Source organism: Pseudonocardia sp., assembly GCF_050246655.1.
GTDB lineage: Bacteria > Actinomycetota > Actinomycetes > Mycobacteriales > Pseudonocardiaceae > Pseudonocardia.
This window is the reverse complement of sequence record NZ_JBFWVQ010000117.1, coordinates 1-16620: the sequence shown is the minus strand read 5'-3', so window position 1 is coordinate 16620 and position 16620 is coordinate 1. Positions and strand designations below refer to the sequence as shown.

Below are 16620 nucleotides of genomic sequence, written 5' to 3'. Positions count from 1 at the left end.
GACCCGTCATGATGATCGATCCCGTCCTCGCCGCCATGGCCGCGACCGTCGTCGGCCTGGGCGGCGTCGCCGTACCCGTACCTGCGGGAACGCTGTACTGCGCGCACCGGTCGTCGTCCTCGGCGCTGTCGCCGGAGGAGCTGCGGGAGATCGTGGCCGAGCTGACGGCCGCCGCCCGGCGCGATCCCACGGATCCGCAGTTGGGCGACCTGATCCGGGAGAAGGTCCTCGCCGCGCTGCCCGCGCACGGGGCGGCCGGGGTGGTCCCGATCGCCCCGGCCACCGCCGGCGGGCTGCTCGGGTCCCCCGTCGAGCCGCCCGATGGCGAGGACCCGGGCCCCGACGGGTGGCTGACACCCGTCCCGCTGGGAGGCGCGCCCGCGGAGGGTGCGTCGGAACCCGAGCCACCGGAGCCCGCCACGGCCCCGGCAGGAGGCTCGGGCGGAGCTGCCGCCACCGGGGACGAGGCGGACAGCGGCACGGGAGCTACGAGCGGCACCGGGCGCACGGACGGCACCGGCGCCGGCCAGAGCGGGACGGCCACGGGTCGTCCGTCACGCGACGGCACAGCCGGGCGGGACGGCACCGCTCGGGGTGGGGCAACCGGCACCGACGACGCGCAGTCCGGCGGCGCGGCCGGCGGCGGCACGCAGCCGGACAAGACCGGATCGACTCCCCGCACGGGCGGAGCGGACGGGCCGAACCGTACCCGTCCGGACACCACGCAGACGCCGTCCCCGACCGGCACCTGCAGCGACTCCCCCGAGGCCGCCGCGGCCGGGCTCGACCTCGCCGCGTCGATCACGGACCTGACCGGACGCATCCTCGAGTCGGTCATGGGGTTCACGGCTCCGCTCTGGCCGGCCGGGAACGACGACGACCGGGATGCGGACCGACCCGCCGGCGGCGGCACGCGCGGCTCGTCCGACGAGCGCGGCGCCGACGCGCAGTCCCGTGACTCCGACGAGGACACCGGATCCGACCAAGACGCCAGCTCCGACCGGGACGCCGACTCCGAGCAGGACGCCGACTCCGACCAGGACGCCGGCGGATCGCGGCCCGGCGGCACCGCCTCACCCCGCCCGCGGAACGGCGGCACGGCAGGCAGCGACGGCAGCACCGACAGCCGTAGCACCGGGAGCACCGGGAGCACCGGCACCGACAGCACGAGCACCCGCACCGGCTCCGCCACGTCCGCCACCGGCCCGGCCGCGGCGCTCGACCGCGCGATCCGGGACCTCGCCCGGGCACTGCGCGCCAGCACCGACCCGGCGATGCAGCAGCTCGGCGAGGAACTCCTCGCCATCCTCGCCGAGGGGCCCGTCGTGACGGCCCCGTTGCCCGGCACGGGCAATACCGCCACCGGGACCGGGACGGGCACCGCCACCGACGTCCTCCCCGCGACCGTCACGGCTCTCTTCCACGACGACTTCGAGAGCGGTCATCTCGGGAAGTGGGGCACCTGCCAGGGCGCGGGGATCAACGGCGACTGCGCCGAGGCGACCGTCTCCGACGGGATGGGGGTCGCCGAGGACCCCGAGCGCGGGCTGGTCGCGCAGTTCTCGGTCATCGACGGCGAGGAGGCCGAGATGGGCGGCGAGCGCTCCGAGGTCCGCGACGGCAACAACCCGGGCACGCTGGTCGAGGAAGGCGACGACCGCTGGTACACGTGGTCGATGAAGTTCCCCGCCGACTTCCCCGACCCGGACGGCGGCTGGAACATCGTCATGCAGTGGCACCAGAAGTCGAACTCGGGCTCACCGCCGCTCGCACTCGACATCAGCCGCGGCAGCCTCGACATCGGCGGCGACGGCGTCGACGCCCCGCGGGAGACGATCGGCCCGATCCGCCGCGGCGAGTGGGTCGACTACGTCCTGCACGTCGGGTTCTCCACGGGCGACGGGTTCGTGGAGGCCTGGGAGAACGGGGTGCAGACCGTGCCCCGCACCGCCCGACCGACCATGACCGACGAGGCCAACTACCTGAAGATGGGCATCTACCGCGACCCGAACGCGGCGGGTGACGCGGAGGTGCTGTTCGACGACTTCACGATCCACGGGGCCTGACGTCCGAAGGACCCCGGCCTGGAGGCGGCCGGGGCCCTTCGTGTCCCGAACTGACGCGCCGCTCCCACCACGAAGCGACGTGCATGAGGTTAGCCTAACCTCCGCGATCGGCACAAGTGGTGATCCTTGAGCGGCCCCGCCACCACAGGACGAGTGCGACGACGACCACCGACGCGATCGTCACAGCACCGCCCGCCACCAGCGGTGAGCGGCCGCCGAACCGCTCGGCGACGATGCCGAGCAGCGGCGCTCCGAGCGGCGTCCCGCCGAGGAACAGCAGGATGTAGAGCCCCATGATCCGCCCGCGCAGCGCCGGGTCGACCGAGAGCTGGACCGTCGCGTTCGCCGCGGTGGTGAAGAGCAACGTCGCGATGCCGAGCGGGACGAGCGTCACGCAGGCGAGGGTGACCGTCGGCATGACCCCGAGCAGTGTGAGGAGCACCCCGAACAGCAGCGCGAACGCGGTGACCGCCCGCAGCCGGGGGCGGCCGGCCCGGCGTGCCGCCACGACCGCGCCGCACACCGAGCCGACGGCGAGCAGGGCGGTGAACAGCCCGTAGGTCTCGGGGCCGCGCGCGAAGACGGTGCGGGCAAGGACGGCGAGGGTCAGGTAGAAGTTGATCCCGAACGTCGAGACGAGGAAGACCAGCGCGAGCACGGCGACGAGGTCGGGCCGGTCGCGGACGTACCGCAGGCCGGCACGCAGCTGCCCGGGTTCGCGCGGCACGGGTTCCGCGCGGTGCAGCCGGCCCGGGTCCATGAGCAGCAGGCCGGCGATCACGGCGGCGAAGCTCGCGGCGTTGGCGAGGAAGACCCAGCCGCTGCCGATCGCCGCGATGAGCACCCCGGCGATCGACGGGCCGACGATGCGGGCGAGGTTGAAGTTCATCGAGTTGAGCGCGACGGCGTTGCCGACCTGCTCCGGTCCGACCAGCTCGACGACGAACGCCTGACGGACCGGCACCTCCAGCGCGGAGAAGCAGCCGAGGACGGCGCACAACATGTAGACGTGCCAGAGGGCGACGACCCCGCCGACGACGGCCAGGCCGAGGACCAGGGCGCAGAGGCCCATCCCGGCCTGCAGCGCGACCAGCATGCGGCGCTTGTCGATACGGTCGGCGAGGACGCCGCCGTAGAGGGACAGGAGGATCGTCGGGGAGAACTGGAGCGCCGCCGCGACGCCGAGAGCGGTGGCACTGCCGCCGGAGAGGTCGAGGACCAGCCAGTCCTGGGCGACGCGCTGCATCCACGTCCCCGCGAGCGACACGACCTGACCACCGGCGAACAGCCGGTAGTTGGGCACGGCGAGCGAGGAGAACACCCGTACGCGGGTGGAGGAGACGACGGTGGCCACGATTTCGTTAGCTTACATCAACTAGTTCGGACACCCGTAGGCTGTCGATCGTGTTGGACCCGCCCGCGCTCCCGGCCAGGCTGAGCCGGATCAGCACGGTGATCGGTGTCGGTTCGGTGCTCTGGGCCGGCGCTGCGGTCGCGCTGCTGGCCGCCCACCTGCTGACGGGCCGCCCGCTGGACGTCTGGTTCTCGACCTGCGTGGCGGGTGCCCTCCTCGGCGCCGTGGGCTGGGGGATCTTCACGTGGCAGCGGGCCGCCGCCCGGCGCGGGAGCCGCTCGGCGCAGACCGGGCTGGAATGAGGGCCCGGACCGCGGTGACGCACCCGGTCCGCCACCGGCGGTGCTCCTAGGCTGGACGCATGAGCACCCGCCCCACCGCCGTCGTCACCGGCGCCAGCTCCGGCATCGGCGCCGCCACCGCCCGCGCCCTGGCCAAGTGCGGCTTCCGCGTCGTCCTCGGGGCCCGGCGCCTGGACCGTCTCGAGCCGCTCGCCGCCGAGATCGACGGCGTCGCCCTCCCGCTGGACGTGACGGACACCGACTCGGTGGCGGCGTTCGTCGCGCAGGTTCCCGAGTGCCGGCTACTGGTCAACAACGCCGGTGGCGCGAAGGGTCTCGAACCGGTCGCGGAGGCCGACGAGCAGGACTGGCGATGGATGTACGAGACGAACGTCATCGGCACGCTGCGGATGACGAAGGCCCTGCTCCCGGCACTGATCGCCTCGGGTGACGGGCACATCGTCACGGTCACGTCCGTGGCGGCGCTGGAGGTCTACGACAACGGCGCGGGCTACACCGGCGCGAAGCACGCCCAGGCGATGCTGCACCGCACGCTGCGCGGGGAGCTGCTCGGCAAGCCGGTCCGGCTGACCGAGATCGCGCCGGGGATGGTGGATACCGAGTTCTCGGTGGTCCGGTTCGAGGGCGACCAGGAGAAGGCGGACAAGGTCTACGAGGGCCTCACGCCGCTGTCCGCGGAGGACGTGGCGGACGTGATCGCGTTCACCGCGACGCGCCCGTCGCACGTCAACATCGACCTGGTGGTGCTCAAGCCGCGGGCGCAGGCCACCGCGATGCGCGCCTACCGCGGGGGCTGACCGTCGAGAACGACGTTACGCAGCCGAAAGGGCCCTGTTGATCAGCACAACGTCGTTCTCGACGGGGCCACCCGGTCACAGTGCCGACAGCGCCCGCCACTGCTGCCAGGACAGCGTCCAGTCCCAGATGTCGCCGTCGCGGGCCGACAGCTGCACGCCCGAACCCGTCACCTCGACGGGATCGCCGTACTGCACCATGTCGTAGTAGGCCTTGGCGTCTCCCTCCGACAGGTTGACGCACCCGTGGCTGACGTTGGCGCGCCCCTGCTCGGCGGTCGTGTTCGGGTTCGCGTGGATGAACTCGCCGTTGTTGCTGATCCGCACGGCCCACTTCATGACGACGTCGTAGTCGAACCGCTCGCTGATCATGCGGCGCTGGTCGAACGTCTCGCTGACGACGTGGATGCCGGAGCGGGTCGTCCGCTCGGGGTCGGCGTCCACCCCGTAGCTCGCGGGGTAGTCGGCGACCTGGGCGCCGTCGCGGAAGACCTTCATGCGATGGCTCCGCACGTCCGCTTTCACGACCTGGGCCGGGCCGATGCGGAACCGGACGGTGACGTCGCGGGCGCCGTGGACACCGTCGCCGAGGGACACCCCGAGCAGCGACGCGGACACGGCGACCTCCGTGCCGGCGGGCCAGTACTCCCGCGGCCGCCAGTGGACGCGGGACCGGCCCTCCTCGTCGGGCAGCCAGCCCCAGGCGCCCTCGACCGGCACCGAGGTGGTGAGCGAGAGGGCCCGCTCCGCCGACGCGCGGTCCGCGACGTGACCGTCGAACCGGACCATGACGGGTGTCGCGACGCCGACGACCTGGTCGTCGTCGACGTTGAATGAGGCGCCCATCGTGGACTCCGGGGCGAACGTGGAGAACGATCCGCCCAGCTCGACGGCCCGGTCGTCGTCCCCGCGCGCGATGCCGCGCCAGGTGTAGGTGGTGGCGTAGTGCAGCGGGGCGGTGCTGGTCCAGCGGGTGCGGCCGCCGTCGAACCCGCCGCGGACGGTGGTGCCGTCCGAGCCGGTCAGCTCGACCTTCTCGAAGGCGCCGTTCGCGACGGACGCGGAGGCCACGGCACGCGGCTCGACGTCCGTGGCGCCGTCCACCGGGTCGTAGGTGACCGTCGCGGGCCGGGCGAGGAGCTCGACGGCCCCGGCCTGCGGTACGGCGAGCGTCAGGGCCGCGACCAGCCCGACGACCGCACCGACGATCCCCCACACCAGCTTGCGCACACCGCTGCCCTCTCCGGCCGAGTTCGTTCCCCCGTAGAGAAGACGAGTGACACAGCCGGAAGGTTGACCCCCGATCGGGTCGCGTCAGAGTGCGGACAGTGACTTCCACTGCTCCCAGGAGAGCGTCCAGTCCCAGATGTCGCCGTCCCGCTCGGCGAGGCGCACGTTCGACCCGGTGACCTCGACGGGGTCGCCGTAGCGGGCCATGTCGTAGTAGGTCTTCGCGTCGGCGGTGGAGAGGTTGACGCAGCCGTGGCTGACGTTCGCCGAGCCCTGCACCGAGGTGGTGTTGGGGTTGGCGTGGATGAACTCGCCGTTGTTGCTCATCCGCACGGCCCACTGCATGACGACGTCGTAGTCGAACTGCTCGCTGATCATGCGGCGGTTCTCGAACTTCTCCGTGACGACGTGGATGCCGGAGCGGGTGTTGCGGTTCGGGTCGTCGTCGAGGCCGTAGCTGGCGGGGAAGTTCGCGACCGTCCGCCCGTCCCGGACGACGAGCAGGCGGTGGCTGTTCACGTCCGCCTTGACGACCTGGGCAGCGCCGATCGAGAAGCTGGTGCTCACGTCGCGCGAGCCCCAGGCGCCGTCGCCGTAGGGGACGCCGAAGAGCTTCGCGGAGACGGTGACCTTCGTCCCGGCGGGCCAGTACTCCTTCGGCCGCCAGTGCACGCGCGAGCCGCCGCCCTCGTCCGGCAGCCAGCCCCACGCCCCCTCGACGGGCACGGACGTCGTGACCGACAGCGCCTGCTCGACGGCCGCCCGGTCGGCCACGTGGGCGTCGAACTGGATGGCGATGGGCGCGGCGATCCCGACGGTGCGCCCGTCCCCGATGTTGATCGTGCCGCGGACCTCGGGCTTCGGCGTCACCGTCGCGACGGTGCCCTCCAGCGGCGTGGTGGAGCCGTCCGTGCCGGTCGCGCTGCCGCGCCAGGCGTAGGTGGTGGCGTAGGCCAGCGACCCGCTGCTGGTCCACGTCGTGCGGGCCGCGTCCAGCGTGCCCTCGACGGGGGTGCCGTCGGGCGCGACCAGCGCCACGTCGGCGAACGTGCCGTCCGTCACGGTCACCGACACCGGGTCCAGCGGGGCGACGTCGGTGGCGGCGCCGTAGGCGACGGCGGCGGGCTCGCCGAACAGGGCGGGCGGCCCGGACCTCGGCAACCCGGTGGCGACGAACGTGATCCCCAGGGCACCCACCAGGATCACGGCCAGCCACAGGCCGATCTTGCGCTTGCCCTTCACCACGCACACCCTACGAGTACCGGCTCGGGGACGAGTTCGACACCGACCCGCCCCCGGACCCCGTCGCGCACCTCGCGGGCGAGTCCGAGCAGGTCGGAGGTGGTGGCGCCGCCCCGGTTCGTGAGGGCGAGCACGTGCTTGCCCGAGAGCGCCACCCGCCCGCCCGGGCCGGGGTGCCCCCGTCGGAACCCGGCCCGCTCGATGAGCGCGGCGGCCGAGAGCTTGACCCGGCCCGGGCCGGCGGGCCAGGCCCGCACGCCCTCCGGGGCGGCTTCGGCGACGACGATCGGGTTGGTGAAGAACGAGCCCGCGCTCCACGTGTCGTGGTCGTCGGCGTCGAGCACCATGCCCTTGCGGCGGCGCAGCGCCAGCACGGCCTCGCGGGCGGCCGCCACCGGCACCCGCGTGTGGGTGGGTACCCCGAGCTCGCCCGCGAGCTCCTCGTAGCGCACCGGTGCGGACAGGCCGTCCGCGGTGAGCCGCAGCCGCACCCGCAGGACGATCGCGTCGGCGCGGCCGCGCAGCACGCTCGTGCGGTAGCCCAGGCCGAGTGCCACCGCGGGCACGGTGCGGACGGTGCCGCCCGGGCGGTCGTAGAGGTCGACGTCGACGAGGACGTCCCCGATCTCCGTGCCGTACGCGCCGACGTTCTGCACCGGTGTGGCCCCGGCCCGTCCGGGGATCCCGGACAGGCACTCGATCCCGCCGAGCCCGTCCGCGACCGCCGCCGCCACGACCCCGTCCCAGTCCTCGCCCGCCTCGACGGTGAGCAGCACCGTGCCGTCGGTGCCGCGCACTGCCGAGCGGCCGGTGCCGCAGAGCAGCACGACCCGCCCGCGCACGCCCTCGTCGGCGATCACGACGTTCGACCCGCCACCGAGCAGCACCACCGGCTCTCCCGCGGCGTCCGCCTCGCGGAACAGGTCCACGACGTCGGCCGCGGTGTCGGCCCGGTCCAGGCGGTCCGCCGGGCCACCGAGCCGCAGCGTGGTGTGCGGGGCGAGCGAGTCGGGTGGCGCCACGGCGGTCAACGGTAGCCTGCGCGGATGGCACGCTCGCTGGCGTACCGCGCCGCGTCGGAATACCCGGCGCAGGACGTGTACACGGTCATGGTCGACGCCGATTTCCTCTCCGCCCGCCTGCGCCAGATGGGCGGCCCGGGCGCCGCCCTTCTGGAGCACAAGGCGGACGCGGACGGCGCGCGGTACGCGCTGCGGCACGGCCTGGACGCGAAGGACCTGCCGTCGTTCGTCGCGGGATTCCTGCCCTCGACGATCGTGATCGAGCGCACGGAGACCCTGCGCCGCGAGCGGCCGGGCCGTTACGCGGGCACCGTGGAGGTGACCATCGCGGGCACCCCGGCGTCCGCGTCGGGCGGGATGCGGCTCGCGGACGTGGCGGGCGGCGGCTCCGCGTTCGACGTGCGCGCCGACGTCACCGTCTCGGTGCCGTTCGTCGGGGGCAAGATCGAGGGCATCGTCGCCGAGCAGGTGCGGCAGCTGCTGGCCGCTGAGACCCGCTTCACGATGGACTGGATCGCCGCCCACCGCTGACCGGCGCTGACCGGCCGGCTGGCACCATCGCGCGGGTGGACGACGACCGCCGCTTCGCCATCACCCTCGCCTGCCCCGACACGACGGGCATCGTCGCCCGGATCGCCGGGTTCCTCGCCGACGCGGGTGGCTGGATCGTCGAGGCCGGCTATCACTCCGACCCGGCGGAGAACTGGTTCTTCACCCGCCAGGTCGTGCGGGCGGACTCGCTGCCCTTCGGCGTGGATGAACTGCGCGACCGCTTCGCGGAGGTGGCCGCCGGCTTCGGCCCGGAGGCGACCTGGCGGGTGACCGACACCGGCGTCGACAAGCACGCCGTCCTGCTCGTCACCCGGGAACCGCACTGCCTGCACGACCTGCTCGGCCGCATCTCCGCCGGCGAGCTGCCCGTGACGCTGGACGCCGTGATCGGCAACCACGACGACCTCGGCGACCTCGTGCGCGCCCACGGCGTGCCGTTCCACCACGTCCCGTTCCCCGGACGCGCGGACCCGCGCAAGGAGCAGGCCAAGGTCGTCGCGTTCGAGAAGGTGCGCCAGATCGTCGACGACCACGCGCCGGACGCGATCGTGCTCGCCCGGTTCATGCAGATCCTGCCCGCGCACCTGTGCGAGGAATGGGCGGGCCGGGCGATCAACATCCACCACAGCTTCCTGCCGTCGTTCGCGGGTGCCCGCCCGTACCACCAGGCGCACGCCCGCGGCGTCAAGCTGATCGGGGCGACCTGCCACTACGCCACCGCGGACCTCGACGCGGGCCCGATCATCGAGCAGGACGTCATCCGCGTCGACCACGGCGACACCGTGCCGGACATGGTGCGCCGCGGCCGCGACATCGAGCGGCTCGTGCTGGCCAGGGGTCTGCGCTGGCACCTGGAGGACCGGGTGCTGGTGCACGGGAACAAGACGGTGGTGTTCCGGTAGCGCGATCGCGGTGGCGGGCGGTTCACGCCGGCTTGATGTTCGCGTTGGACCGGAAGACGTTGCCCGGGTCGTACGCGGCCTTGATGCGGGCGAGGCGGTCGTACTTCGCGCCGTACGAGGCGCGGACCCGTTCCTCGTCGATCTCGGCCAGCACATTGACGTACCCGCCCCCGCTCGTCGCGAACGGCCGCAGGGCCGCCGCGGTCTCCCGCACCCAGCCGCGGTCCGCCGCGAGGGTCTCCGCGTCCGGTGCGAGCGCCTCCAGCACCGCGACGAAGCGGGCCGAGCGCGGCCCGCCGAACGCGGTGTCCCCGTCGGCGACGTCGCCGTAGCGGCCGCCGAGGGCCAACAGGAACGCCTGGCTCATCCGCGAGGCCCGGCGGCGCACCCCGTCGGCGAACACGTCCGCCGCCGCGTCCGTGACCTCGTCGAGGAACAGGTTGTTCGAGTAGGCACGGATCCCCCACGGTGCCCCGGCGTCCAGCATCTGCTGCAGCGCGGTGTAGGGCATCGGCAGGACGGCCTCGAACAGCGGCCCGGCGGCGCGCAGCGGGGCGAGCGACGCGTCGAGCTCCTCGGCGCCGCCGAACCCGGCGACGAACACACACACCACCGGAGCGAGCCGGTGCTCCGGAGGGACGAACGGCGCCGGTGGGGCGTTCAGCCCGACGACCGCCCCGCCCGCGGAACGGGGCAGCGCCGACAGCACGTCGCGCCCTGCCCGGACGGCCTGCTCCGCGCGGTCCGTCCCGAAGAACACGAGCCCGACGTGGACCAGCGGCCCCACCTCGTGCACCGTGAACTCGAGCTCGGTGACGACGCCGAAGTTGCCCCCGCCGCCACGCAACGCCCAGAACAGGTCGGGGTGCTCGGCCTCCGAGGCCCGGACCACCCGGCCGTCGGCGAGCACGATCTCCGCCGACACGAGGTTGTCGATGCTCAGCCCGTGGCGGCGGACGAGCCAGCCGAGACCGCCGCCGAGGGTGAGCCCGCCCACCCCGGTATGGCTGACCGTGCCGCCGGTGACCGCGAGCCCGTGTGCCTGTGTGGCCGCGTCGAGCTCGGCGAGCGTCGCTCCGCCCCCGACGCGGGCCCGCCGCGCGGCCGGGTCCACGACGACGCCGTTCATCGGCCCGAGGTCGATCACGAGGCCGTCCTCGGGGATCGACGCACCCGAGTAGCTGTGGCCGCCGCCGCGCACGGCGACCGCGAGGCCCCGGTCGCGGGCGAACGCGAGCGCGGCCGCCACGTCCGCGGTGCCGGTGCAGCGCGCGACCGCCGCCGGGCTGCGCTCGATGTCGCCGTTCCACAGGAGCGCCGCGCGGTCGTAGCCCGCGTCGCCGGGCCGCACCACCGGCCCGGTCATGAGTGTGCGCAGGTCCGTGACGTCGAGCGTGCTGGTCATGTCGCCCCCTGGGCTCGGATGCGGCGCTCAGGCTAGGGGTTCGCGGCGCCGACCGGGGGCGGATCGCGCAGCGCCGCCCCGGATCTCCGTGGTGAGGTGTCAGTCGCCGGGAGCGTAGGCCGACCAGTCCGGCATCGGCGTGCCGCGCAGCGAGGCGCCCAGCCGGTCGAGATACCAGTTCCAGCCTGCGGCGACGTCCTCGACGCCCAGCCCCTCGGCCAGCCGCTGCTCGAACTGCAGCGCCGTCCCGCCTGCGGCGCGTTCGAGCGTGACCGCCACGACCCAGGCGCGGCCGTCCCCCTCCGGGATCTCGACGACGAGCCGGTGCGGGGCGTCGCACTCGTGGATCGTGACGGTGACGGGTGCGGCCACCTCGCCGCCGGCGTCGACCTCGCCCGTCACCGTGAACTCGACCGTCCCGCCGGGTCGCCCGGTGCCGGAGTAGGTGCCGATCCAGCGGCCCAGACGCTCGGACTCGGTGAACGCTGCCCAGACGTCCTCGACGGGTTCGGTGTAGTCGCGGTGCAGGATCAGCTGCCGGTCAGCCTGTGTCACGGGTATCTCCAGGGGTTCGCCTGCTGCGCCCGCGGCGCAGCTCGGTGTCGAGGGCGTCCAGCCGGCGGGCGGGTCCGGGCAGGGCGCGGCCGTCACCGGGGAGGGGTCGGAACCGCTCCAGCCACCCGTCGAGCGCACGCAGCCCAGCGCGGTCCAGCGCGTAGACGCGGTGCTGGCCCCGCACCGACGAGCGGACGAGCCCGGACTCGCGCAGCACACGCAGGTGCCTGCTCACCGCGGGCCGGGTGACGGGGAACCGCTCCGCGATCTCCCCGGCGCCCACCGGGCCGTCCGCCAGCAGCTCGACGATCTCCCGGCGGACGGGGTCGGCGAGCACCGCGAAGACGTCCACCCGGATATGTAATCACAGGCTTAATTAACCAACAAGTGCACAGATCAGGCGAGCGGCCCGTGGTCAGTGCCCGCGCACGCGGCGTGGGGTGAACCGCAGCGCCACCGAGTACGTCTCGGCGAAGACCTCCGGGGTCTTCCACGGCCCGCCGGAGATCCACTCCCCGTACTTCGTGAGGTACGCGGCGTTGCCCGGCACCGGGGGCTCGTCCGGAGCCTCGGCGACGTCCCCGCTGAGCACGACGATGTCGCCGCCACGGCCGTCACCGTCGAGGTGGAGGCTGACGTGGCGGTTCGCTCGGATGTGGTCGAGCCGCTTCGCGTCCCCGGCGCTGTAGATCAGCGCCGTCGCGCCGTCCCAGAGGAACCAGACCGGTGCGGGCTGCGGGCGGCCCGCACCGTCCACGACGGTGAGCCAGCCGACCGGCTCGTCGCGCAGCCGCCGCGCGACGCGGGCGCCGAAGTCGGTGGACGGATCGGGCAGGACTGTCGTCATCAGGGCCTCCCTTGGTGGCGCGGTGGCGCGGTGACCTCCGTGCCAACACATACTGTCGGGCTTCGAGCGGCCCGTTCGTCCAACCTGGTTGGACGAACGGGCCGCTCGTTGTGTGCCGTCAGGCCGCGGCGGCCTGGGGCACCGGCTCCAGGGCCAGCTCCAGCACCTCGGCGACGTCGGCCACCGGGTGCACCCGCAGCTGCGCGCGCACCGACTCGGGCAGGTCGTCGAGATCGGGCTCGTTGCGCTTCGGGATGATCACGTCGGTGAGCCCGGCGCGGTGGGCGGCGAGCAGCTTCTGCTTGACGCCACCGATCGGGAGCACCTTGCCCTGCAGCGTCACCTCGCCGGTCATGCCGACCGTCGAGCGCACCGGTCGCCCGGACGCGAGCGACGCGAGCGCAGTGGTCATCGTGATACCCGCGCTCGGCCCGTCCTTCGGGACAGCGCCCGCGGGGACGTGCACGTGCAGCTTGCGCGACGCCAGGTTCCCGGCCAGCCCGCGGGAGCGCAGGTAGGACAGGGCGATCGAGACCGACTCCTTCATGACGTCGCCGAGCTGGCCGGTGACGGTCAGGCCGGCGTCGCCGTCCATGGCGGTGGCCTCGATGAACAGGACGTCCCCACCCGCACCGGTGACGGCCAGCCCCGTCGCCACGCCCGGGGTGGACGTCCGCTCGGCCGACTCGGGCGTGAACTTCGGCCGTCCCAGGTAGGTGACCAGGGCGTCCGCGTCGACGTGGACGGGCGCCTCGGCGCCGCCGTCGAGCGCGACCGCGACCTTGCGCAGGACCTTCGCGAGCCCCCGCTCCAGCTGCCGCACGCCCGCCTCGCGGGTGTACTCGGCGGCGATCATGCCGAGCGCGACGTCGGAGAACTCCACGTCCGAGGGCTCCAGGCCGGCCTTCTCGACCTGCCGCGGCAGCAGGTGGTCGCGCGCGATGGCGACCTTCTCCGCCTCGGTGTAGCCGTCGAGCGTGACGGCCTCCATGCGGTCCGCGAGCGGGCCGGGGATGGCCTCTCCGACGTTGGCCGTCGCGAGGAACAGCACGTCGGACAGGTCGAGGTCGACCTCGAGGTAGTGGTCGCGGAACGTGTGGTTCTGCGCCGGGTCGAGCACCTCGAGCAGCGCCGCCGTGGGGTCGCCGCGGAAGTCGCTGCCGACCTTGTCGATCTCGTCGAGCAGCACGACCGGGTTCATCGAACCGGCCTCGCGGATCGCGCGGACGATCCGTCCCGGCAGGGCGCCGACGTAGGTGCGCCGGTGGCCGCGGATCTCGGCCTCGTCCCGCACGCCGCCCAGGGCGACCCGGACGAACTTGCGGCCCATCGCGCGGGCCACGGACTCGCCCAGCGACGTCTTGCCGACGCCGGGCGGGCCGACGAGCGCGAGCACCGCGCCACCACCCCGGCCGCCGACCGAGCCCAGACCCTTGCGGGCGCGGCGCGAGCGGACGGCGAGGAACTCGACGAGCCGCTCCTTCACGTCGTCCAGCCCGGCGTGGTCGGCGTCGAGCACCGCGCGGGCGGCGACGAGGTCGTCGTTGTCGTCGGTGCGGGTGCTCCACGGGATGTCGAGCACGGTGTCGAGCCACGTGCGGATCCAGCCGCCCTCCGGGCTCTGGTCCGACGTGCGCTCCAGCTTGTCGACCTCCTTGAGCGCGGCCGTGCGGACGTGCTCGGGCAGGTCGGCGGCCTCCACGCGGGCGCGGTAGTCGTTCTCCCCGTCCGCGTCGCCCTCACCGAGCTCCTTGCGGATCGCGGCGAGCTGCTGGCGTAGCAGGAACTCCCGCTGGGTCTTCTCGACGCCCTCGCGGACGTCCTGGGAGATCTTCTCCGAGACCTCCTGCTCGGCGACGTGGTCCTTCGTCCACGTCACCAGCAGCTCCAGACGGGCCGTGGGGTCGGCCTCGCCGAGCAGCTGCGTCTTCTGGTCCTGGGTGAGGTAGGAGGCCCAGCCCGCGGTGTCGGCGAGCTGGCCGGGGTCGGTGATCTGCTGGACGGTGTCGATGACCTGCCAGGCGCCCCGCTGCTGGAGCAGGCCGACGACGAGCGCCTTGTACTCCTTCGCGAGCTCCTGGGTGCGCCCGGTCGCGGGGGCGTCGGGCATCGGGGCCGCCTCGACCCACAGCGCCGAGCCCGGGCCGGTCACACCGGCTCCGATGCGGGCGCGGCCCTCGCCGCGCACGACGGCGGCCTTCTCCCCTCCGGGCAGGCGCCCGACCTGCTCCAGGACGGCGACCGTGCCCACCGGGCCGTAGCGGCCGTCGGGGCGGGGGACGAGCAGGACCCGGCCGTCACCGTCGGTGCTGCGCGCCGCGTCGACCGCCGCCTGCGTCTCCGACTCGTCGAGCCGGAGTGGAACCACCATGCCGGGCAGCACCACCGAGTCGGTCAGCGGAAGCACCGGCAGCTTCAGCATGTCTGTCATGGCCGGTGCAACGCTTACACCGTTGACAATGTTCCAAGGTTCAACCACGTCCGCCGTCGGTGAACGGTGACCGTGTCAGCCGTCCGCGGTGGTCACCGTCGAGAACGACATTACGCAGCCCAGAATGCCCCGTTGATCAGCACAACGTCGTTCTCGACGGGGCGAGGCGTGGGGTCAGGTCGGGGGTGCGAGGCCGGGGACCTGACGGGTGCGGCCGCGGAACTCGGCGACGACGGTGGCGTCCGGCCCGTCCCCGATCCGCACTGTGACGTCGTAGAGCCCCGACCGGCCGGCCAGCGCCCGCTCGACGGCGTGCGCCACCAGCTCGTCCCCGAGCGCCGCGGGGCGCAGGAACGCGATGTCGGCTCCGGAGGCGAGCGTCGAGACGCCGTGGCTGTTGCAGGCGTAGGCCATCGCGGCGTCCGCGAGCAGGAACAGGAACCCGCCGTGGCACACCCCGTGCCCGTTGACGTGGCGCTCCTCGACCCGCATCGCGACCGTCGCGGCGCCCGGTGACACGCCGACCAGCCGCAGGCCCGCTGTGACCGCGGCCCGGTCCGAGCGCAGCATCGCGGCGGCCACGCGGTCCGCCACGTCCTGAGCCTCCGCGTACCCCGCCTCGGCGTCGGGGCCGGCACTCACCCCGGCCTGCCGAGCCCGTCGAGCACCTCCGCACCGGGCAGCGCCGCGACGAGGGCCCCCGGGACGGCCAGCTTCGAGCGGCGCACACCGCTCCCGACGACCACCGCCTCCGCCGCCGCGACGGCCGGGTCGACCAGCAGCGGCCAGCCCTCGGGCAGCCCGACCGGGGTGATGCCCCCGTACTCCATGCCGGTGAGGGCGACGGCGTCGTCCATCGGCGCGAACGACGCCTTGCGGGCACCCAGGCGCTTGCGGACGAGCCCGTTGACGTCGGCCCGGGTGGTGGCGAGGACGAGGCATGCGGCGTAGCGCGTCTCGTCGCCGCGGCGCCCGGCCACGACGACGCAGTTCGCCGAGGCCTCCGGCGGCGAGGAGTACGCGGCACAGAACGCGGCGGTGTCGGCGAGCTCGGGGTCGATCTCCGCCACGCCGACGAGCGCGGCGTCGTCGAGGCCCTTCAGGGTGCGCTCGACCGGCTCGGCGAGCAGGTCCGGCCGCTCCAGCGCGGAGACGGCACGCAGCGTGCCGAGCACCTGCCAGCTCACCAGCGCTGGCCACCGCCCTGCACGCCGACGACCGCGGGCTTCACGTCGACGATGTACACGCAGATCGCGATGATGGCGGCGAGCCAGAAGATGCCCAGCCCGATGCCGCCGACCGCGGGGTTGTAGGTGATGAGGCTCAGCACGAGGATCGCCGCACCCGCTCCGGTGATGCCCAGCCAGGCAGGTTTGGTCAGCTTGTCCGCGGCGGTGAAGGCGTCAGCGCGCTGCATGAGCGCATGCACGAAGGCGTACACCCCGACGGGAGCCGCCACCAGGTAGATCGCGAAGATGACGTAGTCGTCGAGGGCGTACAGCAGGCTCACAAGGGCAAGAGTACGGGCGGGCCGGGGAGATGCACATCCCCGGCCCGCCCGCGCGATGCTGGTCAGATCACCTGGTGATCACTTCGTGGTCGAGGGCTTGGTCGCGGGGCGGGTGCGGTTGGCGGCCCGCCGCGTGGTGCTGCGGGTGGTGGTGGCCGCCTCGGCGCCGGCCTCGGTGATCGCCTCGGCGGTCTTCGCTCCGGCCTCGGACACCGCCTCGGCGGCCTCCTTGGACGCCTCGGTGACACCCTCGGCGGCACGGCCGGTGATGCGCTTGGTGACCTGCGCGACCTTCTCGCCGGTGGACCGGGTCTGGGTGCTGACGGCGCTCAGCGCCTTCTCCGCGGCGTCGTGGGCGTCGTCGACGATCGTGTCGACCCGGGCCTCGAACTTGTCGTTGTAGGTGGA

The 16620-nt window shown here is 73.5% G+C and carries 17 protein-coding genes and 1 pseudogene; 5 read left to right on the top strand and 13 right to left on the bottom strand.

Annotated features, from left to right (window positions below; translation table 11 throughout):
• Window positions 1–2066 (top strand): heparin lyase I family protein (locus AB7J25_RS25780; RefSeq protein WP_428513047.1); only part of this gene is annotated, 2066 nt, incomplete at its 5' end.
• 94 nt (window positions 2067–2160) lie between these two features.
• Here AB7J25_RS25780 and AB7J25_RS25775 read toward each other — a convergent pair.
• Entirely contained in the window at window positions 2161–3420 is a 1260-nt protein-coding gene (locus AB7J25_RS25775; protein ID WP_428513045.1) for an MFS transporter, read from the bottom strand.
• Between the two features lie 50 nt (window positions 3421–3470).
• Here AB7J25_RS25775 and AB7J25_RS25770 point away from each other — a divergent pair, with 50 nt between their 5' ends.
• Window positions 3471–3722 (top strand): DUF2530 domain-containing protein, encoded by a 252-nt coding sequence (locus AB7J25_RS25770; protein ID WP_428513043.1) that lies wholly within the window; start codon window positions 3471–3473, stop codon window positions 3720–3722.
• A 59-nt stretch (window positions 3723–3781) separates the two neighbouring features.
• On the top strand, window positions 3782–4519 hold the full coding sequence (locus AB7J25_RS25765; RefSeq protein WP_428513041.1) for an SDR family NAD(P)-dependent oxidoreductase: 738 nt from the start codon (window positions 3782–3784) through the stop codon (window positions 4517–4519).
• Window positions 4520–4594: 75 nt separating this feature from the next.
• On the opposite strand, the gene AB7J25_RS25760 is transcribed toward AB7J25_RS25765, so the two are convergent.
• The 3 genes from AB7J25_RS25760 to AB7J25_RS25750 form a co-directional block, all read right to left on the bottom strand.
• Window positions 4595–5746 carry a L,D-transpeptidase gene (locus AB7J25_RS25760; protein ID WP_428513039.1) on the bottom strand — a complete coding sequence of 384 codons (1152 nt, stop codon included), beginning with the start codon at window positions 5744–5746 and terminating at the stop codon, window positions 4595–4597.
• Between the two features lie 84 nt (window positions 5747–5830).
• Entirely contained in the window at window positions 5831–6988 is a 1158-nt protein-coding gene (locus AB7J25_RS25755; protein ID WP_428513037.1) for a L,D-transpeptidase, read from the bottom strand.
• The gene (locus tag AB7J25_RS25750) at window positions 6985–8010 is read right to left on the bottom strand and encodes a UDP-N-acetylmuramate dehydrogenase (protein ID WP_428513035.1); all 1026 of its coding nucleotides are present in this window, start codon (window positions 8008–8010) and stop codon (window positions 6985–6987) included. Before AB7J25_RS25750 ends, AB7J25_RS25755 begins: the two co-directional genes overlap by 4 nt.
• A gap of 24 nt (window positions 8011–8034) precedes the next feature.
• Between AB7J25_RS25750 and AB7J25_RS25745 the strand changes: the two genes are divergently transcribed.
• A complete protein-coding gene (locus AB7J25_RS25745) occupies window positions 8035–8541 on the top strand; it encodes a DUF2505 domain-containing protein (RefSeq protein WP_428513033.1) in 507 nt (168 codons plus the stop codon).
• 35 nt (window positions 8542–8576) lie between these two features.
• Entirely contained in the window at window positions 8577–9464 is an 888-nt protein-coding gene (gene purU, locus AB7J25_RS25740; RefSeq protein ID WP_428513031.1) for a formyltetrahydrofolate deformylase, read from the top strand.
• A gap of 22 nt (window positions 9465–9486) precedes the next feature.
• On the opposite strand, the gene AB7J25_RS25735 is transcribed toward purU, so the two are convergent.
• From AB7J25_RS25735 to AB7J25_RS25695, 9 genes and pseudogenes are all read right to left on the bottom strand, one after another.
• On the bottom strand, window positions 9487–10869 hold the full coding sequence (locus tag AB7J25_RS25735) for an FAD-binding oxidoreductase (RefSeq protein ID WP_428513029.1): 1383 nt from the start codon (window positions 10867–10869) through the stop codon (window positions 9487–9489).
• A 99-nt stretch (window positions 10870–10968) separates the two neighbouring features.
• Window positions 10969–11424: an SRPBCC domain-containing protein gene (locus AB7J25_RS25730; protein WP_428513027.1), complete on the bottom strand. Its 456-nt coding sequence runs from the start codon at window positions 11422–11424 to the stop codon at window positions 10969–10971.
• Window positions 11411–11776: an ArsR/SmtB family transcription factor gene (locus tag AB7J25_RS25725; RefSeq protein ID WP_428513025.1), complete on the bottom strand. Its 366-nt coding sequence runs from the start codon at window positions 11774–11776 to the stop codon at window positions 11411–11413. Before AB7J25_RS25725 ends, AB7J25_RS25730 begins: the two co-directional genes overlap by 14 nt.
• 63 nt (window positions 11777–11839) lie before the next feature.
• On the bottom strand, window positions 11840–12271 hold the full coding sequence (locus tag AB7J25_RS25720; RefSeq protein WP_428513023.1) for a TIGR03667 family PPOX class F420-dependent oxidoreductase: 432 nt from the start codon (window positions 12269–12271) through the stop codon (window positions 11840–11842).
• A 118-nt stretch (window positions 12272–12389) separates the two neighbouring features.
• Window positions 12390–14702: an endopeptidase La gene (gene lon / locus AB7J25_RS25715; protein WP_428513021.1), complete on the bottom strand. Its 2313-nt coding sequence runs from the start codon at window positions 14700–14702 to the stop codon at window positions 12390–12392.
• 174 nt (window positions 14703–14876) lie between these two features.
• The gene (paaI, locus tag AB7J25_RS25710; RefSeq protein WP_428513019.1) at window positions 14877–15344 is read right to left on the bottom strand and encodes a hydroxyphenylacetyl-CoA thioesterase PaaI; all 468 of its coding nucleotides are present in this window, start codon (window positions 15342–15344) and stop codon (window positions 14877–14879) included.
• Window positions 15341–15889 (bottom strand): YbaK/EbsC family protein, encoded by a 549-nt coding sequence (locus AB7J25_RS25705; protein ID WP_428513017.1) that lies wholly within the window; start codon window positions 15887–15889, stop codon window positions 15341–15343. Before AB7J25_RS25705 ends, paaI begins: the two co-directional genes overlap by 4 nt.
• Window positions 15886–16203, bottom strand: coding sequence for a DUF2516 family protein (locus AB7J25_RS25700; RefSeq protein ID WP_428513049.1), 318 nt, complete (start codon window positions 16201–16203; stop codon window positions 15886–15888). The genes AB7J25_RS25705 and AB7J25_RS25700 overlap by 4 nt, the downstream gene beginning before the upstream one ends.
• 87 nt (window positions 16204–16290) lie before the next feature.
• A pseudogene (locus AB7J25_RS25695) lies at window positions 16291–16620 on the bottom strand (hypothetical protein); the annotation flags it as partial.